Consider the following 21517-nt stretch of genomic DNA (forward strand, 5'->3'; position numbering starts at 1 on the left):
TCGTGCGATGGGGAGATTTCAGACGCCTGACTCGGCTCGCCAAGGTTTTTACAGCGACGTAACTCTGAGCTAATTCAATGCCCATACGATGCACATGTATGACAGACGGCATGCGTATTGCGGGCTTATGAGCAAAACACACATGGAAAATCACGATAGGCAGGACACACAGGGCGCTGTCGAAGCGAACAAGGCATGGAGCATCGAGCAGCATGGCATCGATCCGATTCCGCTAAAGGACCGTCATGGCACACCGGCCGAGCTGTTCAAGATGTGGATCGGTGCCAACACAAACTATGTGGTCGTCGTGACGGGAGCGCTGGCACTTACGCAGGGATTATCGCTGTGGCAGGCGCTTTGGGCGATTCTGGTGGGCAACCTGCTGGGTTGTTTCGTGCTCGGTCTGACCACGATCATGGGACCCCGCACGGGCACGTCCGGCATCATGACTTCGCGCAGTTCATTCGGCCAACTCGGCTCGTTCCTGCCGAAGGCCGTGAGCCTGGTTTCGGCGCTCAGCTGGTTCTCTATCAATTCGGTGGTCGCGACCCAGGCACTGGAAAGCTTGCTGAAGATGGGGGGATTCCACAGCCATGCATTAGTGTGGGTCTCGCTTGCGATCATTCTCCTGGCGGAAATCATGCTCGCGATCTTCGGTCACGCAACGATCATTGCCGCAGAGAAATGGATCGCGCTGGCGCTGGCAATCCTGTTTGGCGGGCTCGCGGCCTTCGTGCTGCCCCATACGAGCCTGGCCGCCGCGTCTGTGATCAATCATGGTGGTGGATCGGTTGGCACCTGGCTGATCGCAATGGGGATCATCTTCTCCTACCCGATCGGCTGGGCGAATTTCGCATCGGACTACAGCCGCTATTTCCCGGTTGAAACCAGCTGGAAGAAGATCGCGCTCGCGGCCGGCGGCGGACAGTTCGTCGCATTGATGTTCTGCGAAGTCATCGGTGTGCTGTTCGCCGCGGCGTTGGGTGGCACCCTGGGCAATGATCCGGTCAGCCAGCTGGGCCGGTTTCTGCCCACGTGGTTCATTGTCCCGCTGCTGTTCGCGATTATTCTCGGCGGCATCGCGGCCAACGTGCCGAACGGCTATACGGCAGGCCTGGGGTTGCTGGCGTTGCGTATTCCGATCAATCGGATCGCGTCGCTGACGATCATCGCGCTCTTCACGCTGGGCTTTCGCGTGATAACCGTGTTCTACGGACAGTTCTTTGACCTGTACCAGGTATTCCTGAGCTATATGGTCTTCTGGACAGCGCCGTGGGCGGCCATTGTGATCGTCGACTATTTCATGCGTCGCGGCCGGTATCAGGCCGAAGACTGGCTGAAATGGGGCAGCGGCGCGTACTGGTACACAGGCGGTATCTACTGGCCGGGTGTGGTGGCCCTGCTGGTGGGGATCGCCGCTTCGATCGCATTCTCCAATTCGCCGACCTACGTCAGCCCGTTGATGCATGACTACCTGCGCTGGGGCGATCTGAGCTTCGAGTTCGGTCTGGTGTCGGCGGCGTTGATGTACTTCGTAATGGCCCGGCGCCATCCTCAGTTTCAGAAGTCCGACAGCCACATTCCTGTCATCGGTGAAGCAACTTCACATCTGTTATGAACACAGAAGTTCGGAGGCCTCGTTCGACAAGACCGATCGCCGATGCCGCGTGCTCGCAGCCGACCAGGCGACCTCGGAAAAGTCGCCGTTTTCGTCAGGAGCCTGTCCGGCCGGAGCGTGTCAGGTGATATCCGGCAACCAGGCCCATGTCGTACGCGCTTTCGAGTGCGCGGGCGATATCGACCGGTCGCACCGCAACGCGTAAATCAGGCATCTCAGGGCTCAAAAAGAACGTATCGACATCGAAGCACTCTGTCGCAATCTCGCTCAAGGTGTTCCGACGTTCGTCGGTTAGCGCACTCATGGTTCTCTCCTCTCCAGCTTTCCGCACGTCGAGATGCTGCGCTGTTGCGCGGATATCGAGCGTACTTTGGGCTGCAAATTTACTGATACTTCGGAACAGAGAGTAGGCGGGAAAAGTTAGCCGAGACTTAAGCGTTCAGCATTCCATCATGCAGCCGGACGACGCTCGACCTAATTCTTGCCTAAGAGAGGCACCGGATACTCAATTCCGGAAGCACGTTTTCGATTCAAAAGAGAATGCGTTGTTTCTAATCCCTAACTGTCTATTCACAACAGGAGTCACTCATGTCTACATCCAACAAGCCGGATACCTTCGCAACTCAAAGCATCAACGCCCTCATTGGCAAGCAGAAAGAAGGCTTCAAGGTGCCCGAGGGCATCGTCGTCGACGGCACGGATCTCGTGCCGACCGTTCAGCACCTGATGTAACGGCAACGCGGGGAGGCGCGGATTTGCTTTTGGCGTCTTCGAGGCAACAGACGAGTCTCCCCTCTCCAGGCGCAGAACTGTCCATCGCTATGAAAACCATTACTGAAACGTTGCACGAACATTCCGAGTGGCGAGAGTTGGTCCTTCCGCGCACTGGAGTGAGCAGAACACTGCGAACAGAACTACAGACACGCTTGAAGGATTCGTTCTTCAAGGTGTTGCAGGAGATAGCGCGCGTTATTCCGGAACCGTTCACGCAGGAGCGCGCCATGATCGCGGCGCTTGACCCGTCCAGGAGATACGCCCCGAATCTGTACTTCGCGTATTTCAGCCTGCTGGAAAGCATGGCTCGCTCAGACTCGATGGCTGTCGTTCAGCGTTGCGTTGCATTGTGTGAGTGTCTGTACGCACCCTATTGCGACGAGTTTGAAATTCGGCAGGATGTTGATGACATCACCCTCTCTTTCACTCGGACGCGTAACACCGTTGCTCAGTCCGAGGCATGTCGTCCTGATTTTTCTACTGGCGCGATAGAGCGTCAGGAGCGCACAAGTGATGAGTGCATCGCGGTCCATTCATCCGTCGCGCAGATGGCGAGACGTCACTGTGCTGCAACGAAAACCTTCATTGCGGCCCGCGATCCTGATCTTGCAGACGAACTCGACAGCATAGTGTCGGTTGTCCAGTTGATGCCTGCTTCGTTTGCGACAGAAGCCGCATCGAGCTTGGCGAGTTTCGGCATGATTCTCGTTCGACCACTGGAAAATGTCAGCGAGCAACAGCAGCAACTTTTCTATTTCGACCGGCTGGTTCATGAAGCGTCGCACCTTTATCTGAATCTGTTGATGACGTTTGATCCGCTGGTAACGAATGGCTCGACGCCGGCACCTTCGCCGGCGCGACAAACCTTGAGACCGGTCAAAGGGGTCCTGCACGCGCATTTTGTGTTCTTTCGCCTGCTGCATGCTTACCGAAGTGCATCGGATCTGGCAGGCAACGTGGACGAGCCGGACTTGTCGGCCGAGGCGGCTGCGCATCTGCCGCTTGGCGCGCTGCCGCTCTCTTTCCGCACGCGACAGGCCGTCTACGCTGCAAGGTTCATGCAGGGCGATGCGATTCTTCGATCGCATGCCCAATTCACCAAGCGTGGCCGCATGGTCCTTGATTCAATGAGGGAGGCCGTTCAACATGTGTGATTCGCGTTTAAGCGCAGGCGACCGGCGATTGATAGATCGCTTGTCACGAATGGAGCCGTTTCCCTCGTCTGTGCTGGAGATGGGATGTGGCGAAGGGCACAAACTGGTGGCGCTCAAGCGCAGCCATAACGTCGACGCATATGGGGTCGATAGCCATGAGCCTTCGGTGTCCTCGCTAAACAGCGCGGGAATAGGGGCGATGGTTGGCGACATGCGACAACTGCCATTCGACGATGGGCATTTTGACTGGGTGCTGATTGCCAATTCGCTTCATCACATTCCAAATCCGCAGGATGCCTTACGAGAAGGTGCAAGAGTGGCCCGTCACGGAGTCGTGATTTGTGAGCCATGGTGCGATCAGACCATAGAGTCACAGCGAACGACGTATGCGCTCTGCCAGTGGTCGAATGCGTTGGTGCAGAGCCAGGGCTACTTTCATCGCGAAGGTCTTTCTGCTGGTGAGATTCTGGATCTGGTCGACTTCGAAGCTGCATCCGCTGAAGTATTTTACGAGCTGGGAATTGCGCAATGGGACGTCAACGAATGGCTGAAATACTTCAGCCCTTACATGGATCAGTTAGCGGTGACGCACTTTCTTCGATGGCGTCTCAAGCATCTCCTCGGGACCTTGCCAACCGATACGGCGACCGAGCCGGGGCAGGTCGTGGTTGTAATCCGGAAGTGCGCGACTTGAGCGCAAATCCCTTACTGCATTCGATACAGATTTTGGTGAGCACATAACATGAAACAGCAAAGGCAAGCAGTTATTATCGTTGGCGCAGATTCTGACGGTTACTACATCGCCCCAACGCTGCAGGGACGCGGCTATCAATGCATCCACGTCGATGTTGGCAACCTGTCGCGCAAGAATCCCGGCACTTCCACCTGCTTTAAGACGGAGTTCAGGATTCCCTCCGACGACGACTGGGCCATCGCCGAGCTCGTCATCAAGTTGAATCGATACAGGGTGAAAGCTGTGCTCGCGGCAGGCGATACCGGCGTCGTGGCTGCGAACAAGATCGCGCAATATTTCAACGTGCCGAGAAATCCAGCGGGAAGCTGGAGATATCATCGGCACAAATATCACATGATCGAAGCCCTCAGACACGAGGGCGTTCCCTGTTCCGAACAATTCGCGTCCAGCAGGATAGATGAAATCGTCTCGTGGTATCGCAGCAGCGAGTTTGCACGCGTAGTGATGAAGCCAAGCCTTGGCGGCTATTCTGACGGTGTGGGAGTCTGCGAGAACGAGAACGAAATTGTTGGCGTCTTCGAAAAGAATATCAACAAGATCAACTGCACGGGGCAAACGAACGACGAATACGTGATCCAGGAATGCCTTGAGGGGCAACACTATGTTGCCAACACGGTCTCGGTAGAGGGAAGGCATTTCATTACGGACGTCTGGCACGACGTGAACCACCACGAGGATACCTTCCTGATTGACGAGTATTCGGATTCCGTGAGTCGCGCGTCACCGGAATTTGCCGCTGTATCGAGCTACGTTGAGAAAGTGCTCGACGCGTTGCAGATACGGAACGGTCCAGCCCATTCCGAAGTGATGTTGACCCATCGCGGCCCGCGTCTGATCGAAACGCATGCGAGACTGGCCGGTGGCATCGACTTCGCGGTTGTCGAAGAGTGCAACGGATACAGCCAGGTCTCTGTTCTTGCGGACAGTGTGATTGCCCCCCAGCTTTTTGCAAGCAGGACAGCACTCTACTCAGCCGCCCCGTCCAGATTTGCGCGCTTCGTTTACATGTCCGCTGACGTAACGGGCTCGATAAAATCCGATATAGATGTGGATGGATTCTTCGAAATTCCAAGTTTGATGAGTATCAAACTGACTATCCAAGCTGGCGGGAAACTCGAGAGGACCAAGTATTCGCTTGGTCACCCTGGGTATGCAATGTTCCTGGCGGAAGGTCGCGAGGAGCTTTGCCGGGACTACCTCAGGTTCCGCGAGTTTGAAAGACGCTTCTTTGCGGACCTGATTGAAGAGCCTGTCCGGGAAGAATCCACGATGTCAGGACGTTAGGCATTCTGATTGACTAAGGTCATCGTTACTTTCTGGAGCGCAAACATGGAAACCCTGTGGCTACGTTCTGAAACCAAGTTGAACGAACGGCGAACTCCATTGATTCCGGTTCACGCGGGGATACTCGTCAGAAATGGCTACCGTGTGTGCGTGGAGGCGTCGGAGGACCGCATTTTCAGCGACTCGGCATATCGCGAGCAAGGCTGCATTCTGCTCGAGAAGGGAAGCTGGAGATTCGCCGATCGCGACACTTTGATTCTGGGGCTAAAGGAGCTTCCGGAAGGATCCTTTCCGCTGAGACATCGGCACTTCTACTTCGCACATGCCTACGAGGGACAAGGGGGATCAGTCGAACTGCTCGAGCGATTCGAGAGAGGGGGCGGCTTTCTTTATGATCTTGAACAGATCAAGGACTCATCAGGCGCACAGCTCGTTACCGGCGGCGCCGGATACCTGGCGGGAATGTGTGCCGCAACGGCATGTCTGGACATCTGGAAGCAGAAACATTGTGAACGCACCGAGTCATATCGCATTCCGAATCAGTTCGCCAGTTGTGCAGACCTCAGCGCGTATTCGAGGTCACTTCTCGCCGCGCATGTCTCGATCCCCAGGATCCTGGTCATTGGTCATCGGGGAAAGTCGGGCAGCGGGGTGACACATCTGCTCGATGAGCTTGGGCTCGGATACGATCGATCACTGAAGATTACCCACGAAAATATCCGGCGAAGAGAGTTGCTGCACGAGTACGATATCGTGTTTAATTGCATTAAGCTATCGAAGGATACGCCGATATTTCTATCGAAGGACATGATCGATGCGCGGACTCGAATCAAGCTGATTGGAGATGTGAGCTGCGAGCCTACGCATCCCGGCAATCCGATCCCGATTTATTCGACGCCGACTGACTTTGAGAAACCGGTGTTTCGAACGCCAGATGGCATCGACATCATGGCGATAGATAACATCACCGCTATGTTGCCGGTGGAATGCAGTCAAATTCTCAGTGAGCAGATTTTTCCGTATCTCTGTTATTTTCTTCTCGCTGGGGGCGTGCATGATGCGTCGCCGTTTGAGCGGGTTGTCGATTCGTTCAATCTGGCATGCCGTGCGGCGCTGGGAAGTGTTCAATCAAGTCGCGGCCACAGTGCGTTCTGCCGGAACGGGATGGTTTGAAACATTTACACCGCTATTTGAGCGTAATCGTGATCATCATCAAAATTATGGCGGCCGTTGTGCTGCTTTTTGTCATTATTGCGCTCGAAGTCGGCGCCGCGTGGATCATCGATGCCGGCCGCCGATGGATGACGGACCGCGTGCGGACATCTCAACCCTTTTAGGGTCTGCGCAAGAACACGACCGGCTCGCTATGATGCAAGCCGCTTTTGTTTGAGCGGTAAGCCGGTTTGCAAACGAGCTGGAGAGTAGGGATCAATCTCTCCCGGCGCCGCGCCGGTGGGGGGCTGGGCCGAAACGGGCTATACATGCGACTTATACCGGCATCGTGAGACAGTATTTTTCCCATTTTTGAAAAGCGCGCACACTGCTTCAGTCGTGTCGGGACGGCCCTATATCCTGATGCGATCCGGAGTCTGCCCGCACGTAAGCGACACGATAATCGCGGGCGTGAGTTTCGGGTGATAGAAAGCTCATCCATAAATTAGGCATGCGAGTAAATAGAATGGATTTCATGACGCAATAGCATGCGTGAAGTGGAACGAGCGCTTTTCAAAGGATGGAGAGTTATGCGAGTTTTACTGGTGGAAGACGATTTACAGATCGGGAAAGGCCTGCGTCGCGCGCTGATAAACGCACATTACAGCGTCGATTGGGTGCGGGACGGCAATGCCGGCAGACTTGCCATCGACGCGGCAAGTTACACCGTCGTGCTGCTCGATCTCGGCTTACCGGGCGTCGGAGGCATCGATCTGCTAAGAGAACTGCGTGCGGCGGGCAACTGCGTGCCAGTGCTTATTCTCACTGCGCGGGACGATCTGGAGACACGAGTGTGCACGCTGGATACCGGTGCCGATGATTGCCTGCTCAAGCCCTTCGATGTTCACGAACTTCTTGCACGCTTGCGTGCAGTGTTGCGGCGCAGGGCGGGCTACGCGACCTCGCGCATAGGAGACGAGTCGCTCCAACTCGATCTTGAGCGGCGCACCTTGTGCTGCAAAGGAGTCGCTTCGGCGCTCTCCGCGCGTGAATTCGCCCTCATGCACACGTTTATGGAGAGACCGGGTGCAATTTTATCGCGAGGCCAGCTTGAAGAGCGGATATACGGCTGGGGTAGGGAAGTGGAGAGCAACGCAATCGACGTGCTGATCCATTCCATGCGCAAGAAATTCGGCCAATCCTTGATTCGCAACATACGTGGCCTCGGCTGGACGGTCATGCGCGCAGACGAAACTGGGACCACTTAGTACTACAGCTGTAGATATGTGGGAGGCACGCCGCCAAATCGTCGGTAATGACGCAGCTGGGCCCGGTACTGATGTCGGCGCCGCCACATTGACAACGACATCACATGTTCGATCGAGTGCAATGTTCGCCATATCAGACGGCACAGTGGTCTGCGGATCTCTTGTACGCTGAAGGGCAGCGAACCTTCAGCTGTTTTATCCTGTGCCCTCAGGGCAGCAAGCACCGCGTGCGCAAGCAACGCCAGCGTGATGTGGCGGTACCAGCCCTCGGGATTCGCAAACTTTTCGAACATATTGAAATTGACCATCTCGTCAATCATGTCCCACACGGCGTACAGGATGATGACCTCGTGCTCAATGCTGGTGAAAATCGGACGGTTCGTAGATGCGGATGACTTCGACATAGCGACGACACTCTGTGTCTGACTGATAAGGCCAATCTTATTGGAATATGCGGGACGAGAGTGCCAACCAAACGCTTTGGACGAGCTCGGCAGAGGGACACTCGTCGCCGGTCGTGGCAGGAAGGCTCCAACTGCCCCTCCGGCCAATCACCCGATGGGGAGTCGACGCGGCGAACGTCCGCTGTCGGCTACGGACTTGCCGTTTGACTGTCAGCCCATGCACGCTGGTGAATGGCGGGCGATTGCCAGAGGCAGACGAGGTAACTGTGCAAGGTGCCAGTGGTCAGGCGTTCTATTTAACTCGAGTGTCGGTTTTCAAGATGGATTTTCAGTTCGTCCACTGGAATTGCCGGTCTTCGTGTGTGCAACATGACGTGACAATTGGGGCAGACCGGCCTGAGATCATTGATAGGATCAATTTTGTATTCGGAACCTATCGACGAGATTTCCACGATGTGGTGGACGGTGAATAAAGCCTCGCCCAAGCTCTCGGTACTGGGGTTCGAAGTCGAAGCCACAGACATAGCACTGGCACTTCCGATGCTGGATTGCGATTGTACGGGCCTCGGGGTTGCGCTCATATTGATTGACCTGTACCTGGGAAACGGCTCGTTCGGTTAATAGGGCGGTGCCTTTGGGGACATCATCGGGATAAACAACGGTGATTGCTAGGCTGGTTACCTCGCTTGCGTGCAAGCTCCTAGCTTCATGCAGTGTGGTCGGGTGTCCGGTCCAGCGCAACACATCTCGCTCGTAGTGTTCGATGTTTGCCATGTATGCGTTGAGTGCGCATCGTTTCGCGTCGATACCGTGGTCGCTTCCAATTTGCCGAAGGAAGTATGCCATCACAGGTACGCTGAGGGTGCGATGGAACTCGGTACCTTTCATTAGTGCCTTGAAGGGGCCGCCGTCTACCTTGACCTGTTTCCAGGGCAACAGGTCGGGCTTACGCGATGCGCCGGTCAGCCTGCGCGGTGCTCACGCTGGCAGCAGTCGGGAAAGGCCACTTAGACTGTTCACTGCGCGTGTCGGGGGACGCGTCTGCATTGCGAGGCGTGTTGTTGACGTGCTCGCTGCCGTTGTCTGCATCAGGTTCGGCGTCGCCATCCTCGCTGTCTTGCGTCTCGCCTGCGCCCTTCCCGGGGTCCGCGTCGTCTTCGTCTTCATCGTCGTGGATATCCCATGAAGGTAATGCCGGGATTTCGCGATCGGTGAGGATTTCCGGGGGCCAGGCGGCCTTTGCGAGACGCAGTTCGGCGGTGGCAGCGGCGTCGGGCTTATTCATCTTGCCGAGGTCGGCGGCGACCTTTCGGGACACGGCGGCAGACACGACTTCCGCGATGCGCGCCTTGCTGACGTGATTGCAATACGTGGCACGGGTCGGCGTCCAGCACCGGGTCATGTCGAGATTCAGCGCGCCCGCGAGCGCGTTGATTGCGTGCGGCTTTTCCTCGCGGGCAATGCCGTCGAGCGGGGTGCCCGTGAGCTCGAGCGAATTCGTCACGGGTCCGCGTGTCGATCACGATGACGTCTTCTTTGGCGTCGTATAGCTCTTTCAGATCGATGCCTCGATAGGCGGTGTGCCGCGAAGATCACGCACGCTTTTCGAAAAAATGATTCCGGGAATATCGAAGGTGGGCAGACCGTTAAGACCGTCTTCGGTCCAGGCGGGAATGCCTCCCTTTAAGACGTTGAAGTCTATATAGTCAGGCTTCTCCAATTCCTCCGCGCCCTTTAGCGCAGCATCGTCACCACCGTCAACAAGAACGAGTCGAACCGATTTTCTAGGTACAAAACGCTGCGCGTCCCGCGCCAGATTTTTGGCGGGCGGATTCGTAGCAAATAAAGGATGTCCTTTCGGAAAGTCTTCGATTGACCTCAGGTCGAGCAGGGCGAGTTCGTTGCCGCTGCCAAGGCCGCTTTCGGTCAACCAGGTCTGCGGTGTCGCGCGATGAATGTGTCGGATACTCATGGAGTGAAATTCATATGTCAAGTAATCTTAAACGATGCGATGACGCTGAACCCAAATGCAATCACGTCGAATGGTCCGCAATATGGCGCAGTCCCGTTCCTGCGAGTGCCTGAGACTAGACATAGCGTACGAGCCTGAGGCCTTCAGGCTCAACGAAGCGATTGATGGATCGTTATTGCTGATCCTTCGATGAGCGGATGCGCACCGCCCTCGCAGATTGCGCCAGGAAACGCGTTCATCAAACGCGCAATCCAGCCTGCCTCATTAAAGGAAAAATCCGCTCATCCGAAATGAACGAAATCGGGCAGGAAATCGAAAAATCCGAGTTGCACGCCGTCGATTCCCGCCTGCTTTAACGCGACCAGTTGCTCCACGACCTGTTCGGGCGTGCCCACGATTTTGATGTTTCCGCCTATCCCGCGCCCCTGTTTATGCGATGCGTCCTTGCGGCCGCGCAAGGACGCATCGCTGTCGTAACTACGATCGCCGCTCGAAACTGTACTGGCGAAGATGGCGTCAGCGTATTCGTTTGGAAAAAATCCCACTGTCCGCCGCGCAGCAGTTTTACTCGCTCGTTTAATAAGCAATACATGGCAATCGAATTTCATCATCCACCGCGCCTTACTGCGACAAAACCCCTCGTCGCCAACCAGCCCCGCGGTAAAGAGATTCATGTCATTGCCGACAACCTCTCGGCGCACAAAATCAGGCAGGTCGATTGGCCACTAGAACCGATAGCTGACCTTCACTGCGCCAGCGTTCGACTGGAAGTGTTTGGCAAATTCGCCACTGTATTCCAGGCGAATGTCCAGGTTAGCGCCCGCCTTGAGGTCCAGTCCGGCCGTGCTCTTGAGACGATCCTGCGGCACGTCGCTGGTAATGTGAAACCAGCCCGCGTTCGGCGCACTGTCCGCAAACTGCATGTTCGTGCCCAGATTGCTCTGGTTGTAGAACGTGGCGCCGAGGCCACCATAGACTTGTAATGTCATGCCATTGGTGAACTCGAATTTGGTGCCTGCCTCCAGCATCGGCGACGCGCCGAATACGTTGGCGCGGGAGGATGCCGCCTTGAGATCCAGTGCCCCTGCGCCTTGTTCGGTGTAGCCGCCCGATTCGACATGCGACATGTGCAGGTCGATATACGGCTTCAGGTACCAGTCCTTGAACACGACCTGCCTGCTGATGCGCGAGTGCAATCCAAAGTGCACTTCGTCGAAGGATGCGTGTGCGATGCCGCTCAGCCCCGGGATCTGTACGTCGCGCTCGGAGTCGTACGACATCTTGCCGGCATCGAGCGCTGCCGATACCAGCCAGTCGCCCATCTGGTGCTTGGCGACTAGACCCACCGTCCAGCCGTGGCCGTCGACCGAATCCGACACCGTGTTCGTATTGATGCTGGTGTTGTCCGATGACGCCGAGCCACCCACGAACCAGTCGGGCGCGACTTCTTTTTGCCCGCCAAGCTGGAACACCTGGCCGCTCTGGTGGTAGCCCACGCTGTCGCCTGAAGCATCGCGATCGCCATCGCTGCCGATCACGCGGCTCCATACACAGTCGTGCTCGCGCGCGAATTGTGCACCTTCCTCGAAGAGCGGACAGCTATTCATGCGCTCGACGAAAGCGGCACTGGCCGTAAGGGTCGCCACGGATGCCGCCTGCGTGCTTTCGCTCGATAGATTGTTCAACGCGTTGATGTAGGCCGGGCCGTTGTTGATGGTCGCGAAGCTGGCATAGGTACTCGCCAATGAAGCGCTGACGTTGTGACCGTAGAATGCGGCATCCAGATTGCTCGCGATCGCCGAGAGGTTTGCATTGCTTGGCGCAAAGGCCTGCTGCTGCGCGGCGAACTGCGAGGTGAGAGGTACTACACCGAGGGAGTTGGACGTCGTGTGCGTCACACCATAGCCGAAGATGAAATTGCCGCCCGGATCGGTAACGCCGATGTAGTTGGGAATCGAAATGAAGTTGCTGCCGCCGGGGGATGTCATGATGGTTACGGCGTTGTTCGGCGTCAAGGTAACCGGCTGGACGAGGATCGTGGTGCCGTTTTCCAGGTTGGCGCCCTGGGTAACGTTGAGTACCGAAGCATGGTTGTTGTAGAAGTCGACAGTGGCCTCAATGAGGCCCGAGCTGGTGAGGAAACCATTCAGGTTGGTGTTCCCCATCGCGTTGTTGTTGGCACCGTAGATTTTCAACGTGCCGTAGTTGTACACATTCTCGACGGTGCTGTTGTCATTGGTGCCCCAGTAGCCATCGTTGGTGAGCATCCCGTTGTTGGCGCCGATATTGACGTTGCCATAGATCACGCCGGCAGCATCGTTGTTCACGACCGCAAAGCCGTCGGGCGCGGAAATGGCGGTGCCATTGGCCACCCGGATGGTGCCCGCGTTGGTCACAAGGCCATCGCCGTTCTTGTTGCCACCGGTAAGCATGATGGCCGGTGCGGAAATGTTGCCAGTGATCACGCCATTGTTATTGATGGTGACAAGCGACGTGTTGTTGTTGCCCTGCGAATTGACGTAGATGGCGCTTGAGCCTTGGCCCGAGGCCGTGATGGTGCCGCTGTTGCTGATCTCGATGGATCCCGCGTTGCCCTGGCCGCCCGTGGTGCCCATTAAGAGCCCGCCGGTGGTGGCGTAAAGTCCGCCACCGCCGCCGACGCTCTGCGCAAAAATGCCGTGCGCATTGGCGCCCGATGTCACAATCGTTCCGCTATTGGCGATGTCGATGTTCCCGCCATTACCCCAGCGGGTGTTGTCGTCGCCGTTGAAGAAATCGTGGGCAAAGCTTGCCGGTGTGGTCGCAAGCGCCAGGTCACCACCCAGCACGCCACCGCCGCCCACCGACTGCGCGAGCACCCCGTAAGCGCCCGCGCCACTGGTGCCGATATCGCCGCCTAACGTCAGCGCGATGTTGCCACCATCGCCGACGAGGTTCGGCTTATTGAAGGGGCTACTCGCTTCGGTAAGGCCCACAATCCACCCGCCGCCACCGCCGATGCTTTGCGCCAGAATGCCATGCGCATTACGCCCTGAAGTACCGATAGTGTTATTACCCGACGTGTTGACTGTTACAGCGCCGCCGTCGCCGCACACCGCGAACAAGTGGCCGTGTTCCGGACAGGTGAGCGTCCATTTCCCGGCGGTGGACAGATTGCCGCCGATTGTCACCGCATTCTCGCTACCGCTGCTGTCCACTAGCGGATTGGTCACGCCAGCGGCATAGCCTCCGCTCGACGCCGCAGATTGCATAATCACGGCATCGCCACCGCCCGCGCCGATGCTCTGCGCGACGATACCCACAGCATCGTTGCCGGAAGTGTTAATTGTGGCACTGCCCGACCCTTGCGTATTGTTGACGGTCACTGCGCCTCCTTCCCCATACGCACCGTATTCACTGCCCAGCATGATCGTGATGGGGACCCCGCTGGACGATGCATAGTTGGCGGCTGTCACTGTCGTCTGACCGCCGCCTGCACCGACGCTCTGGGCGAGAATGCCGAATGAGGCATCTCCTCCCGTTGCGATGTTGCCGGTGTTGGTGACCGTGACGTTGCCACCGTTACCCGAATTGTTGGCCAGGCTGCCCGACGTGATGCTGGCCGTTGAACTGAGACCTTTGGCGTCGGTCTGGTACTGCGTCACCATGGTTGCACCGTTTTCACCCCCCCCCCCACCAATACTTTGCGCGACGATGCCCGGTGATGCGGGTCCAAACGTCTGTAGCGTGAAGTTGTTGGTGGCGCTCACGATGCCGCCGTCACCCGCATTGGAATACGCCCCGGGGTTTGGACCATTGGCGCTGCTTCCCAGAAAGGTTTGCAGGCTTACCGTGCCACCCGAACCATCGGGCGCCGTATCAGCGGGATGAGCGGCCGCATAGGCCAGGTAATCCTGCGCCCAGCTTTCCATCTGTTGCAGGCTGGTTAGCGTCCAGCCTGCCGGACCAAAGGCATTGACGCCCGCATAGTTGGCCACCACGTTCTTTAATGCGCTGCTGGAAGCGAGGTAATCGGACAGTGACACGTTCGCTTCGGGCAGGCCCGCCGTGCTTCCCGTTCCCGCCTTGCCGCCGCCACCGCCCACCGATTGGACTAGCATGCCCGCCGCATCGCCGCCGTAGGTGACGACGGTAGCGTTGTTGGTGGCGGACACCGCGCCACCTGTGCCCGATCCATTACCGGATCCACTGGTCGTTACCGTCTCGGTGTTATCGCCAACCGCGCTCTTTGATGTTCCACCCGTCGCCACTCCGCCACCGCCGCCAATGCTTTGCGCGAAAATGCCGTTGGAGCTGTCGCCCATGGTGAGAATGTTGCCTTCATTGGTGACGGTGACGTTGCCACCCGTGGTGCCGACACCGCCGTTGCCACCCAGATTCACGGTCAGAGAGCCGCTCGCTGGCTTGCTACTCCCCAGGAACTCATCGGTGTTTTTCGACACGCCACCCGAACCACCACCACCGCCCACGCTTTGAGCGAAGATGCCATCGGCGCTGTCACCGAGCGTCCATATAAGTGAGTTGCTGCTGTTATCGACGGTAACGTTGCCTCCCGTACCGCCATCGCCGGCCTTTCCGCCCACGGCGATCGATACGTCTGCCTTGGTCCCATTACCGACCGCCACCGTGAACGCACTTGAGTCGCCGCCATTGCCGCCACCGCCACCAATGCTTTGGGCCATAAGTCCATGCGCGGTGGCGCCAGCCGTCATAATGACGGCGTTGTTGTACGCATAGACATTCCCGGCCGCAGACCCGTCGCCGCCGCTGCCTCCAACGGAGTAATTGACAACGAGCGTCGGAGCATCCGGCGCGCTGGGTAACTGGAACGCATCGGAGATACTTGACCCGCCATTGCCTCCACCACCGGCCACACTCTGCGCAAGCAATCCCCACGCATCGCTACCGGAGGTCAGGATCTCGCCGTTGTTGGTCGCGATGACGTCGCCCGCAGTGCCGCCCTTGCCACCGTTGCCGCCCACGGCGACACTGACATTGAGCTGGCTGCTCACGCTAAGCGACTGGGCCGAACCACCGTCACCGCCGCCACCGCCCACCGCTTGTGCCACGACACCCTTGGCGTGATTGCCCGCCGTGCTGACGATGCCCTGATTCAATACGCTGACCTGCGTGGTACCGGGCGTGCCCGCACTGCCGCCATCGCCGCCGCTGCCGCCGATGGTAAGGCTGAAGGGACCGAGGACGGTGTTGCTGGCCGAACCACCCGTACCACCGCCGCCGCCGATGCTCTGCGCCACCAGGCCGCTCGAACGTTCACCCTGCGTGGCCACGATGAAGCCCGCTTCCACTGGATTATTGATCGAAGCCAGGGCACCGTTGTTCAAGGTGACCGTGCCGGCCGCACCACCGGTTTCGCCGTTGCCGCCGATAGTGATGCCGGCTAACAGCGACCCTGTCTGCACCGAACCACCGGCACCACCACCGCCGCCAATGCTTTGCGCCACCACGCCCATGGAGTCATCGCCCGTGGTAGAGATCAGGTCGCTAGGCCAGGTAGTGGACGCATTGCCCATGGTGATGGTGACGGCACCGCTCGCTCCGCCCGGCGAACCGTTACCGCCCCCCGAAAAGAACATGCCGCCTGCACCGCCGCCATTGCCGCCCGCGCCACCAATGCTCTGCGCGAGCACGCCCGCCGCAGCGAATCCCGTGGTACTGATGTTGGCGTTGTTCAGGGCGATATTGAGGCTGTTGCCGGCGCCGGCAGCACCACCTGCGCCCCCTTTAGCGACGGTGCCATCACCTTCACCGCCCAAGCCACCCAAGCCGCCCAGACTCTGCGCTTGAATGCCTGCCGCCATGACGGCGGCTTGCACGGTGTCGCCGTTGGCGTCGATCGGCACGGAAGCTCCCGCCGCTGCGGTGGGAGCGCCGGTGGCGACGATGTTGGGCGCGCTGCTGCCGCCTTGGCCGATCACCAGCAGCATTTGTCCGGCCTCGCCCCCCTGGCCGCCGTTGCCGCCCTTGCCTTCGCCAATATCGGAATTCGCCATCGTGCCATCGCCGCCGTTGCCGCCCTGGCTGCTCACCACGATGGCGGAGCCCTTGGATATGACATCGCCCTGATAGAGAGAGTAGGCGATATCCCCACCCAAACCACCCATGCTGCCGTTGGCGCCGGTGACCTGGCCGGCGCCATCCGCGCCATCACTGCCCAACGGTTGGGCCGCGTTGCCGCCATTGGCGGTCAGCAGGATGGCCGTGGTACCCGGCGTGCTGCCATTCCAGCCATTGGTGCTGATGACCGAACCATACTGGCTGAAATTGATGCTTTGAGAATTGCCGCCAGCACCGGGCTGGCCGGGATAACCCGACGAGCTAGCCATTTTGCCGGCCGTGCCGCCGTTACCGCCGGTACTGCTGAGCCATACGGCCGCCGGACCGGCGAGTACGCTGTTGACCCCGCTACCCGCGCCGAGGATCAGTACCAACGCCCCCGCGTTGCCACCCGCGCCGCCGTTGCCGGTGGGGTCGCCGCCATCCTGGCCGGTGCCGCCCGCACCGCCCACGCTGCTGAACAGAATCGATGGAAGAATATCCGGGGCGGCAAGTCCGATACTGCCATCGCTCCCGTTGCCTCCCTGCTGACCGCTTCCATAGGGCCCCGGCGTGCCCGTACTGATCGCGATGACCGCAGGTTGGTTGGGCGCCGGCAGATTCTCGGTGACCTGCAGAGCCGCTACAGCTACATTGCCTGCCAGCGAAGCGCTTCCGCATGTCACGGCGGCACCCCACAACGCCAGGACTTGATAGAGCGGGCGGCGCTTGAGACTGCTGAGCGCGACGGGCGCCGAACGTTTAAGACGAGTGTGCCTGGTCATGAGAAGACCCTCCGGGCACAGTTCGATGATCCAGGCCTGGCCTTTTGCAACGATTCCCGTGGAAGTCCGTAGCCCAGCGCGCCGCACGCGGACACCACCCGGTAGATCAACTTCGCCATTCAATCTCTCCCGCTGCACACACCGGACAACGACATGTCGTCCTTCTGATGCCACGGACCGGAGTCTGCGCGAATTCGATCCTTAGGAAAAATACTGTCTCCCGATACCGCTATAAGTGGCGCGTATGACCCGGAAGTCAGCTCTCGATCAGTTCGGCGCCGGGGATCGGATGTTCTCGCAGATATCTTGTCTCGAAGTGAACCAGGCGTAAAAGCATGTGGATCGCCATACGGTTTTCGTTTCGTGAAAACCTTGAGAGCGCATGCTGGTCACGCGTACGAAGGCCGTCAAGATATTGAGATAGGCTGAAGAAAGTGGAGATCAATGTTTCGTAGAATGAGCGAAATGGAGATCAAATGAATCGAGGACCGAAAGGCCGCTACACGAAGGAGTTTCGCGAGCAGGCGGTGAAGCTCGTTCTTGTCGGTGGACTGTCACAGCGAGAAGTTGCGGGCCGATTATCTTTGTCGGTTAAAACACTTGGCGCTTGGGTCGTTGCCGAGCGTAAAGGGACGCTAACGAAGGTAGGCGAGACGCAAAAGCCGCAGAGCGAGTTGGAGGCGGAATTGGCGCGGGTCAAGCGCGAGCTGGCGACGGTCACGATGGAACGCGATATTTCATATGGCCTGTTTTTGCAAGCAGAACGAGTGTCCCCCTCGCTGCCGCGATCTCAAATGTCAACGTATCCGACCTGATTGGTAACGCGGTACACGGGCTGTTTGTCGACGATGGATCAAGCTCATATCCGCGGGCTGATTACCGCATTTCATCTTTCCGTCACGGGGCTGCCTCGCTCTTAAAAACGGAGATCACGCAGTTGCGTGCTCACAAAAAAATCTCGAGGATTCCCCACATCGCGCCCGGTGCCGCGTTACCGATCAGGTGGAAGATAGAGATCTTGCGATAGCAATTCCTTAAATGAAATGGCGTGTATAAAATTTCTGAAACGTTCAGGCTGGCTGCAGTCGCGTTCCGATGTCCCAGATGAATCCGCATAGTTCACGAGCGATCGCCGCACACGTTTTGTTCTGATGTAGGCCTCGTGCCCGAAGGCGACGGAATCTGTGGCAGAGCCGAAGCTGCGCCTTCCATGCGATGTCGATGATTTGCCGAGGTTGCCCTTCCAGCCTGGGCTGCAGAGATTCACCTATTCTCGCCGGCAACCGGTAATTCCATGCTGCCTCGACAAGTATCCTGCGCACGTGTGTGTTACCCGTTTTGGTCAGCCTGCCTCGTTGCTTCGAGTTTCCGCTGGAGTGTTCTGACGGCACAAGTCCCAGGTAGCTCATGAATTCGCGTGGATGCGGAAAGCGGCGCAAGTCGCCCAGTTCGGCGACGATGGTAAGTGCTGAGACGAAGTCGATACTGCGCAGGGTCATCAGGCCTTTCACCATCGGCAACCACCGCCAGGTTTCGGCATGGGTGCGCAGCGACTGCGTAAGGCGCTCAACGAGTTCTGTGGCAAACCGCACCGCCAGCCGGTACTCGGTGAAGACAATATGCTGGGCGGAATTCTCGAATTTTATCTTTGAGAGGAAGAGTTCATGCTTCGGTCCCCAGCGCGTGCCGGTATAAGCATGACCATGACGGAGGAGGAAGGATTTCAACCTCTGCCGCACTCTGCGCTGGTCGTTCACTGCATCCTCGCGAGCTCTCACCAGGTCGCGGATGGCTTCGTCCGGAGGCTCAGGAATTGCAACGGGCACCAGTTCACCGGCCCGATGGAGTCTTGCGAGCAGTAATGCGTCGCGACGATCGGTCTTGATTCTGTCGGCCGGCCGCCGGGCAACCCGCGATGGTGCGATCACATCACATCGGTAGCCTTGCTCTCGCAATGCCCGCACAAGCCCGTATCCACATGGCCCCGCTTCGTGACAGACACTGAGCTCCGATGGCTTGCCCAGTTTCGAAAGTGCTTTCGTCAGCGAAATCATGCTGTAACGGGTCGTCCCGACAAATTGGGGGTCGTCCCTCGCGTGCGCCCGGGCGAATGCAATTGCGATCGAGTCTTTATGCACATCGAGCCCGACGTAAAACTTGACCTCATCCATGACCGTCTCCGCCGTTCAGTGAAGGTCGTCCGATTATCGAACGAACGCCAACCCAGCATTTAGCGTATGGCCATCATGTCTTAAAAAAAGCGACGGTCTATTTCGCGAAGGAGTCGCGGTGAGATGTGACCCTATCGAAATGATGCGGCAAGATTACCCGATTTCCGTGCTGTGCCGGGTGTTTGAGGTAGGGTCCAGCAGTTACTACGCTTGGCGCCGACGGCTCGACTCGCCGCGTGACTCGCCGCGTGACTCGCCGCGTGCGCGAGAGAACGCGCGAGAGAACGCGCGCCTTGAAATCGAGATTGCAGCGAAGCACGAACGAACTCGGCAAACGTATGGGCGCGAGCGATTGCAGGCGGATCTGCTTGATCACGGTGTGTCCGTTGGCCTTCACCGCATTAGGCGCATTCGCACCAAGCTGGGGCTGCGTTGCAAGCAGAAGCGCAAGTTCAGAAACACGACGGATTCGAAGCACGATTTGCCACGACAACGCACCGATGGAAAGCTTCTGGGGCTCGCTTAAAACCGAACTCGTGCATCACCGCCGATTCACGACACGCGCCGAGGCCCGCCAGGTCATCACCGAATACATCGAGATCTTCTACAACCGGCAACGCAAGCAGGCGCGCCTTGACTATCTGTCGCCTGCTGCCTTCATGCAGCGATTTTATAAAACGCGACTCGCGGCTTAACCCATTGCTCTCCACTATTGACGACCGACCTCAGACACAAGAGCGCAGATTTCGCTCGACGTCCGACGGCTTTGCACGGCAGTTTATTCCTGATGAGGCTTTCCAACGCAAGTTTGTTTAGCCGACGTTGACTGACGGGATTCGCAACACGCGAATTGAGGGCCGCGGATATCGGCCACGGAGTTTGTCCGTTGATCGTTCACAGTTCTTTGTCGCGCGGCATAACGCTGCGAATGCAGACTGAACGGATAGTCGCCACGATCGAGATGACGCATGCGGCGTTCGAGATCCACGAGATCAGACGATGACGCCAGATACGCTTCGCGTTCGTCGTAGTGTGCAGGCGAGAACAACGACCCCAGTGCTTTAGAAAATGCGGCAAACATGATGCGCTCCTTGAGTGGCGCGACGCATGTCGGGCCGGCGGTCCGCATCGTCGCTTCAGTCCGGTGCGTGCCAAACGCGTTTTTCGCGTCTGACTGGCGGTTCGAACTCGAACCTGTGCATTGACGAACGAATCGTAGGCGCCGTGAATTAGGCGGAAATGAGGTGCGTGCGCGGCACTCTGCGAATGAAACACGTTGTGATTCAGCGCCTGTTTCATACAACCACAGCCGCTCATTCTTTCCTAACACTCAACGACCAGAATGCACGTCAACCGATGCAGCCAATTCGTTGCGCCGGAGGTCAAGGAGAAAAACATGAAAGGGATTCGCCAGGCGGTAGTCGCCGCCGCATTAAGCATCGGCCTCATGAGTGTTGCCCAGGCGCATGTGTTCGTCGGTGTCGGCATTGAGGTGCCGGCGATGCCGGTGACGCCGATAGTGGCCGCGGTGCCCGTCGCGCCGGTGCCGGTCTATGCCCCGCCGCCTGCGCCGGTGTATTACGCGCCGCCACCTCCCGCGTATGCCCCGACCGTGGTCGTTGGTTATTACGGGCCCCCGCGCTGGTGGTACCGGCACCACGGATATGGATACGGCTACTGGCGCTAGTGCAGGCGCCTGAGCCAACCGCTGAATCAATCGCCACGGGCAGGCGACCTGCCCGAACACGGGACGTTCATCCCCTCAATGGAGCATGCATCATGAAGCAAAGACAGTTGACGATGGTTGCTGCAACCGCCATCGCGCTTTCCCTTATCTCGGGCTGTGCAGTTGCCGACGACGGCTATTTCATGAGTCGTCATCCGAACATCGAAGCCGCCGATTTCAACGCGCAGCAAGCTATCGAACGGATGCGCGACGCGCAACGTGCGAACGAGTACGACATGGGCGGCCACGCTGGACGTGCGATCCAGTTGATGCGGGAGGCGCGCTACGAAATGCAGGCCGCAGCCGAAGCGGCGACCCGCTGACTCACGTCCAGACGGCACCTCATTCTTCGCTAATTCTTCTTCTTTATAGTGAAGTCCGTGGCGTCGTTTCGACGC

Annotated in this window: 20 protein-coding genes and 1 pseudogene; 12 read left to right on the plus strand and 9 right to left on the minus strand. The window is 58.2% G+C overall.

What is annotated here, in order from left to right; translation table 11 throughout:
• Positions 1-142 precede the first annotated feature (142 nt).
• Positions 143-1618: a purine-cytosine permease family protein gene (locus PQQ96_RS13205; RefSeq protein WP_408292251.1), complete on the plus strand. Its 1476-nt coding sequence runs from the start codon at positions 143-145 to the stop codon at positions 1616-1618.
• Positions 1619-1712: 94 nt separating this feature from the next.
• On the opposite strand, the gene PQQ96_RS13210 is transcribed toward PQQ96_RS13205, so the two are convergent.
• Positions 1713-1922, minus strand: a complete 210-nt coding sequence (locus PQQ96_RS13210) for a hypothetical protein (protein ID WP_408292253.1) — start codon at positions 1920-1922, stop codon at positions 1713-1715.
• A 284-nt stretch (positions 1923-2206) separates the two neighbouring features.
• Between PQQ96_RS13210 and PQQ96_RS13215 the strand changes: the two genes are divergently transcribed.
• The 7 genes from PQQ96_RS13215 (at position 2207) to PQQ96_RS13245 (ending at position 8004) form a co-directional block, all read left to right on the plus strand.
• Positions 2207-2350: a hypothetical protein gene (locus PQQ96_RS13215; protein ID WP_408292255.1), complete on the plus strand. Its 144-nt coding sequence runs from the start codon at positions 2207-2209 to the stop codon at positions 2348-2350.
• A 194-nt stretch (positions 2351-2544) separates the two neighbouring features.
• Positions 2545-3546 carry an aKG-HExxH-type peptide beta-hydroxylase gene (locus tag PQQ96_RS13220; protein ID WP_408292257.1) on the plus strand — a complete coding sequence of 334 codons (1002 nt, stop codon included), beginning with the start codon at positions 2545-2547 and terminating at the stop codon, positions 3544-3546.
• The gene (locus PQQ96_RS13225; protein WP_408292259.1) at positions 3539-4240 is read left to right on the plus strand and encodes a class I SAM-dependent methyltransferase; all 702 of its coding nucleotides are present in this window, start codon (positions 3539-3541) and stop codon (positions 4238-4240) included. The genes PQQ96_RS13220 and PQQ96_RS13225 overlap by 8 nt, the downstream gene beginning before the upstream one ends.
• 48 nt (positions 4241-4288) lie before the next feature.
• Complete coding sequence (locus PQQ96_RS13230) at positions 4289-5584, plus strand: ATP-grasp domain-containing protein (protein WP_408292261.1); 1296 nt, start codon at positions 4289-4291, stop codon at positions 5582-5584.
• A 45-nt stretch (positions 5585-5629) separates the two neighbouring features.
• Entirely contained in the window at positions 5630-6757 is a 1128-nt protein-coding gene (locus PQQ96_RS13235) for a Rossmann-fold NAD(P)-binding domain-containing protein (RefSeq protein WP_408292263.1), read from the plus strand.
• Positions 6758-6786: 29 nt separating this feature from the next.
• Positions 6787-6921 (plus strand): hypothetical protein, encoded by a 135-nt coding sequence (locus tag PQQ96_RS13240; protein WP_408292265.1) that lies wholly within the window; start codon positions 6787-6789, stop codon positions 6919-6921.
• Positions 6922-7326: 405 nt separating this feature from the next.
• Positions 7327-8004 carry a response regulator gene (locus PQQ96_RS13245; RefSeq protein ID WP_408292267.1) on the plus strand — a complete coding sequence of 226 codons (678 nt, stop codon included), beginning with the start codon at positions 7327-7329 and terminating at the stop codon, positions 8002-8004.
• Positions 8005-8006: 2 nt separating this feature from the next.
• Here the strand turns inward: PQQ96_RS13245 and PQQ96_RS13250 are convergent, their stop codons facing one another.
• From PQQ96_RS13250 to PQQ96_RS13275, 6 genes are all read right to left on the minus strand, one after another.
• Positions 8007-8408, minus strand: coding sequence for a hypothetical protein (locus tag PQQ96_RS13250; protein ID WP_408292269.1), 402 nt, complete (start codon positions 8406-8408; stop codon positions 8007-8009).
• A 296-nt stretch (positions 8409-8704) separates the two neighbouring features.
• Positions 8705-8989, minus strand: a complete 285-nt coding sequence (locus PQQ96_RS13255) for an HNH endonuclease (protein WP_408292271.1) — start codon at positions 8987-8989, stop codon at positions 8705-8707.
• 365 nt (positions 8990-9354) lie between these two features.
• On the minus strand, positions 9355-9912 hold the full coding sequence (locus PQQ96_RS13260) for a hypothetical protein (protein ID WP_408292273.1): 558 nt from the start codon (positions 9910-9912) through the stop codon (positions 9355-9357).
• A 51-nt stretch (positions 9913-9963) separates the two neighbouring features.
• A complete protein-coding gene (locus PQQ96_RS13265; RefSeq protein ID WP_408292274.1) occupies positions 9964-10380 on the minus strand; it encodes a rhodanese-like domain-containing protein in 417 nt (138 codons plus the stop codon).
• 281 nt (positions 10381-10661) lie between these two features.
• Positions 10662-11054: a hypothetical protein gene (locus PQQ96_RS13270; protein WP_408292275.1), complete on the minus strand. Its 393-nt coding sequence runs from the start codon at positions 11052-11054 to the stop codon at positions 10662-10664.
• A 51-nt stretch (positions 11055-11105) separates the two neighbouring features.
• Positions 11106-17222 (minus strand): hypothetical protein, encoded by a 6117-nt coding sequence (locus tag PQQ96_RS13275; RefSeq protein WP_408292277.1) that lies wholly within the window; start codon positions 17220-17222, stop codon positions 11106-11108.
• A gap of 476 nt (positions 17223-17698) precedes the next feature.
• Between PQQ96_RS13275 and PQQ96_RS13280 the strand changes: the two genes are divergently transcribed.
• Entirely contained in the window at positions 17699-18037 is a 339-nt protein-coding gene (locus PQQ96_RS13280) for a transposase (RefSeq protein ID WP_408292279.1), read from the plus strand.
• Between the two features lie 255 nt (positions 18038-18292).
• Here PQQ96_RS13280 and PQQ96_RS13285 read toward each other — a convergent pair whose 3' ends face one another.
• On the minus strand, positions 18293-19393 hold the full coding sequence (locus tag PQQ96_RS13285; RefSeq protein WP_408292281.1) for an IS110 family RNA-guided transposase: 1101 nt from the start codon (positions 19391-19393) through the stop codon (positions 18293-18295).
• Positions 19394-19472: 79 nt separating this feature from the next.
• On the opposite strand from PQQ96_RS13285, the pseudogene PQQ96_RS13290 reads away from it, so the two are divergent.
• Positions 19473-20088, plus strand: a pseudogene (locus PQQ96_RS13290) (IS3 family transposase); the annotation flags it as partial.
• A gap of 83 nt (positions 20089-20171) precedes the next feature.
• Here the strand turns inward: PQQ96_RS13290 and PQQ96_RS13295 are convergent.
• Complete coding sequence (locus PQQ96_RS13295) at positions 20172-20474, minus strand: DUF3563 family protein (RefSeq protein ID WP_408292283.1); 303 nt, start codon at positions 20472-20474, stop codon at positions 20172-20174.
• Between the two features lie 315 nt (positions 20475-20789).
• Here PQQ96_RS13295 and PQQ96_RS13300 point away from each other — a divergent pair, with 315 nt between their 5' ends.
• Positions 20790-21080: a hypothetical protein gene (locus PQQ96_RS13300; RefSeq protein ID WP_408292285.1), complete on the plus strand. Its 291-nt coding sequence runs from the start codon at positions 20790-20792 to the stop codon at positions 21078-21080.
• Positions 21081-21172: 92 nt separating this feature from the next.
• Positions 21173-21442, plus strand: coding sequence for a hypothetical protein (locus PQQ96_RS13305; RefSeq protein ID WP_408292287.1), 270 nt, complete (start codon positions 21173-21175; stop codon positions 21440-21442).
• Positions 21443-21517: the final 75 nt, after the last annotated feature.

Origin of the sequence: Paraburkholderia sediminicola, assembly GCF_046027825.1 — a bacterium.
Taxonomy (GTDB): Bacteria; Pseudomonadota; Gammaproteobacteria; order Burkholderiales; family Burkholderiaceae; genus Paraburkholderia; species Paraburkholderia sediminicola_D.

Excerpts from the sequence above, each read along its gene's own strand:
- PQQ96_RS13205 (WP_408292251.1), top strand. The coding sequence starts at position 143 with ATGGAAAATCACGATAGGCAGGACACACAGGGCGCTGTCGAAGCGAAC.
- PQQ96_RS13210 (WP_408292253.1), bottom strand. The coding sequence starts at position 1,922 with ATGAGTGCGCTAACCGACGAACGTCGGAACACCTTGAGCGAGATTGCG.
- PQQ96_RS13215 (WP_408292255.1), top strand. The coding sequence starts at position 2,207 with ATGTCTACATCCAACAAGCCGGATACCTTCGCAACTCAAAGCATCAAC.
- PQQ96_RS13225 (WP_408292259.1), top strand. The coding sequence starts at position 3,539 with ATGTGTGATTCGCGTTTAAGCGCAGGCGACCGGCGATTGATAGATCGC.
- PQQ96_RS13230 (WP_408292261.1), top strand. The coding sequence starts at position 4,289 with ATGAAACAGCAAAGGCAAGCAGTTATTATCGTTGGCGCAGATTCTGAC.
- PQQ96_RS13235 (WP_408292263.1), top strand. The coding sequence starts at position 5,630 with ATGGAAACCCTGTGGCTACGTTCTGAAACCAAGTTGAACGAACGGCGA.
- PQQ96_RS13245 (WP_408292267.1), top strand. The coding sequence starts at position 7,327 with ATGCGAGTTTTACTGGTGGAAGACGATTTACAGATCGGGAAAGGCCTG.
- PQQ96_RS13250 (WP_408292269.1), bottom strand. The coding sequence starts at position 8,408 with ATGTCGAAGTCATCCGCATCTACGAACCGTCCGATTTTCACCAGCATT.
- PQQ96_RS13255 (WP_408292271.1), bottom strand. The coding sequence starts at position 8,989 with ATGAGCGCAACCCCGAGGCCCGTACAATCGCAATCCAGCATCGGAAGT.
- PQQ96_RS13265 (WP_408292274.1), bottom strand. The coding sequence starts at position 10,380 with ATGAGTATCCGACACATTCATCGCGCGACACCGCAGACCTGGTTGACC.
- PQQ96_RS13270 (WP_408292275.1), bottom strand. The coding sequence starts at position 11,054 with ATGAATCTCTTTACCGCGGGGCTGGTTGGCGACGAGGGGTTTTGTCGC.
- PQQ96_RS13275 (WP_408292277.1), bottom strand. The coding sequence starts at position 17,222 with ATGACCAGGCACACTCGTCTTAAACGTTCGGCGCCCGTCGCGCTCAGC.
- PQQ96_RS13280 (WP_408292279.1), top strand. The coding sequence starts at position 17,699 with ATGAATCGAGGACCGAAAGGCCGCTACACGAAGGAGTTTCGCGAGCAG.
- PQQ96_RS13285 (WP_408292281.1), bottom strand. The coding sequence starts at position 19,393 with ATGGATGAGGTCAAGTTTTACGTCGGGCTCGATGTGCATAAAGACTCG.
- PQQ96_RS13295 (WP_408292283.1), bottom strand. The coding sequence starts at position 20,474 with ATGTTTGCCGCATTTTCTAAAGCACTGGGGTCGTTGTTCTCGCCTGCA.
- PQQ96_RS13300 (WP_408292285.1), top strand. The coding sequence starts at position 20,790 with ATGAAAGGGATTCGCCAGGCGGTAGTCGCCGCCGCATTAAGCATCGGC.
- PQQ96_RS13305 (WP_408292287.1), top strand. The coding sequence starts at position 21,173 with ATGAAGCAAAGACAGTTGACGATGGTTGCTGCAACCGCCATCGCGCTT.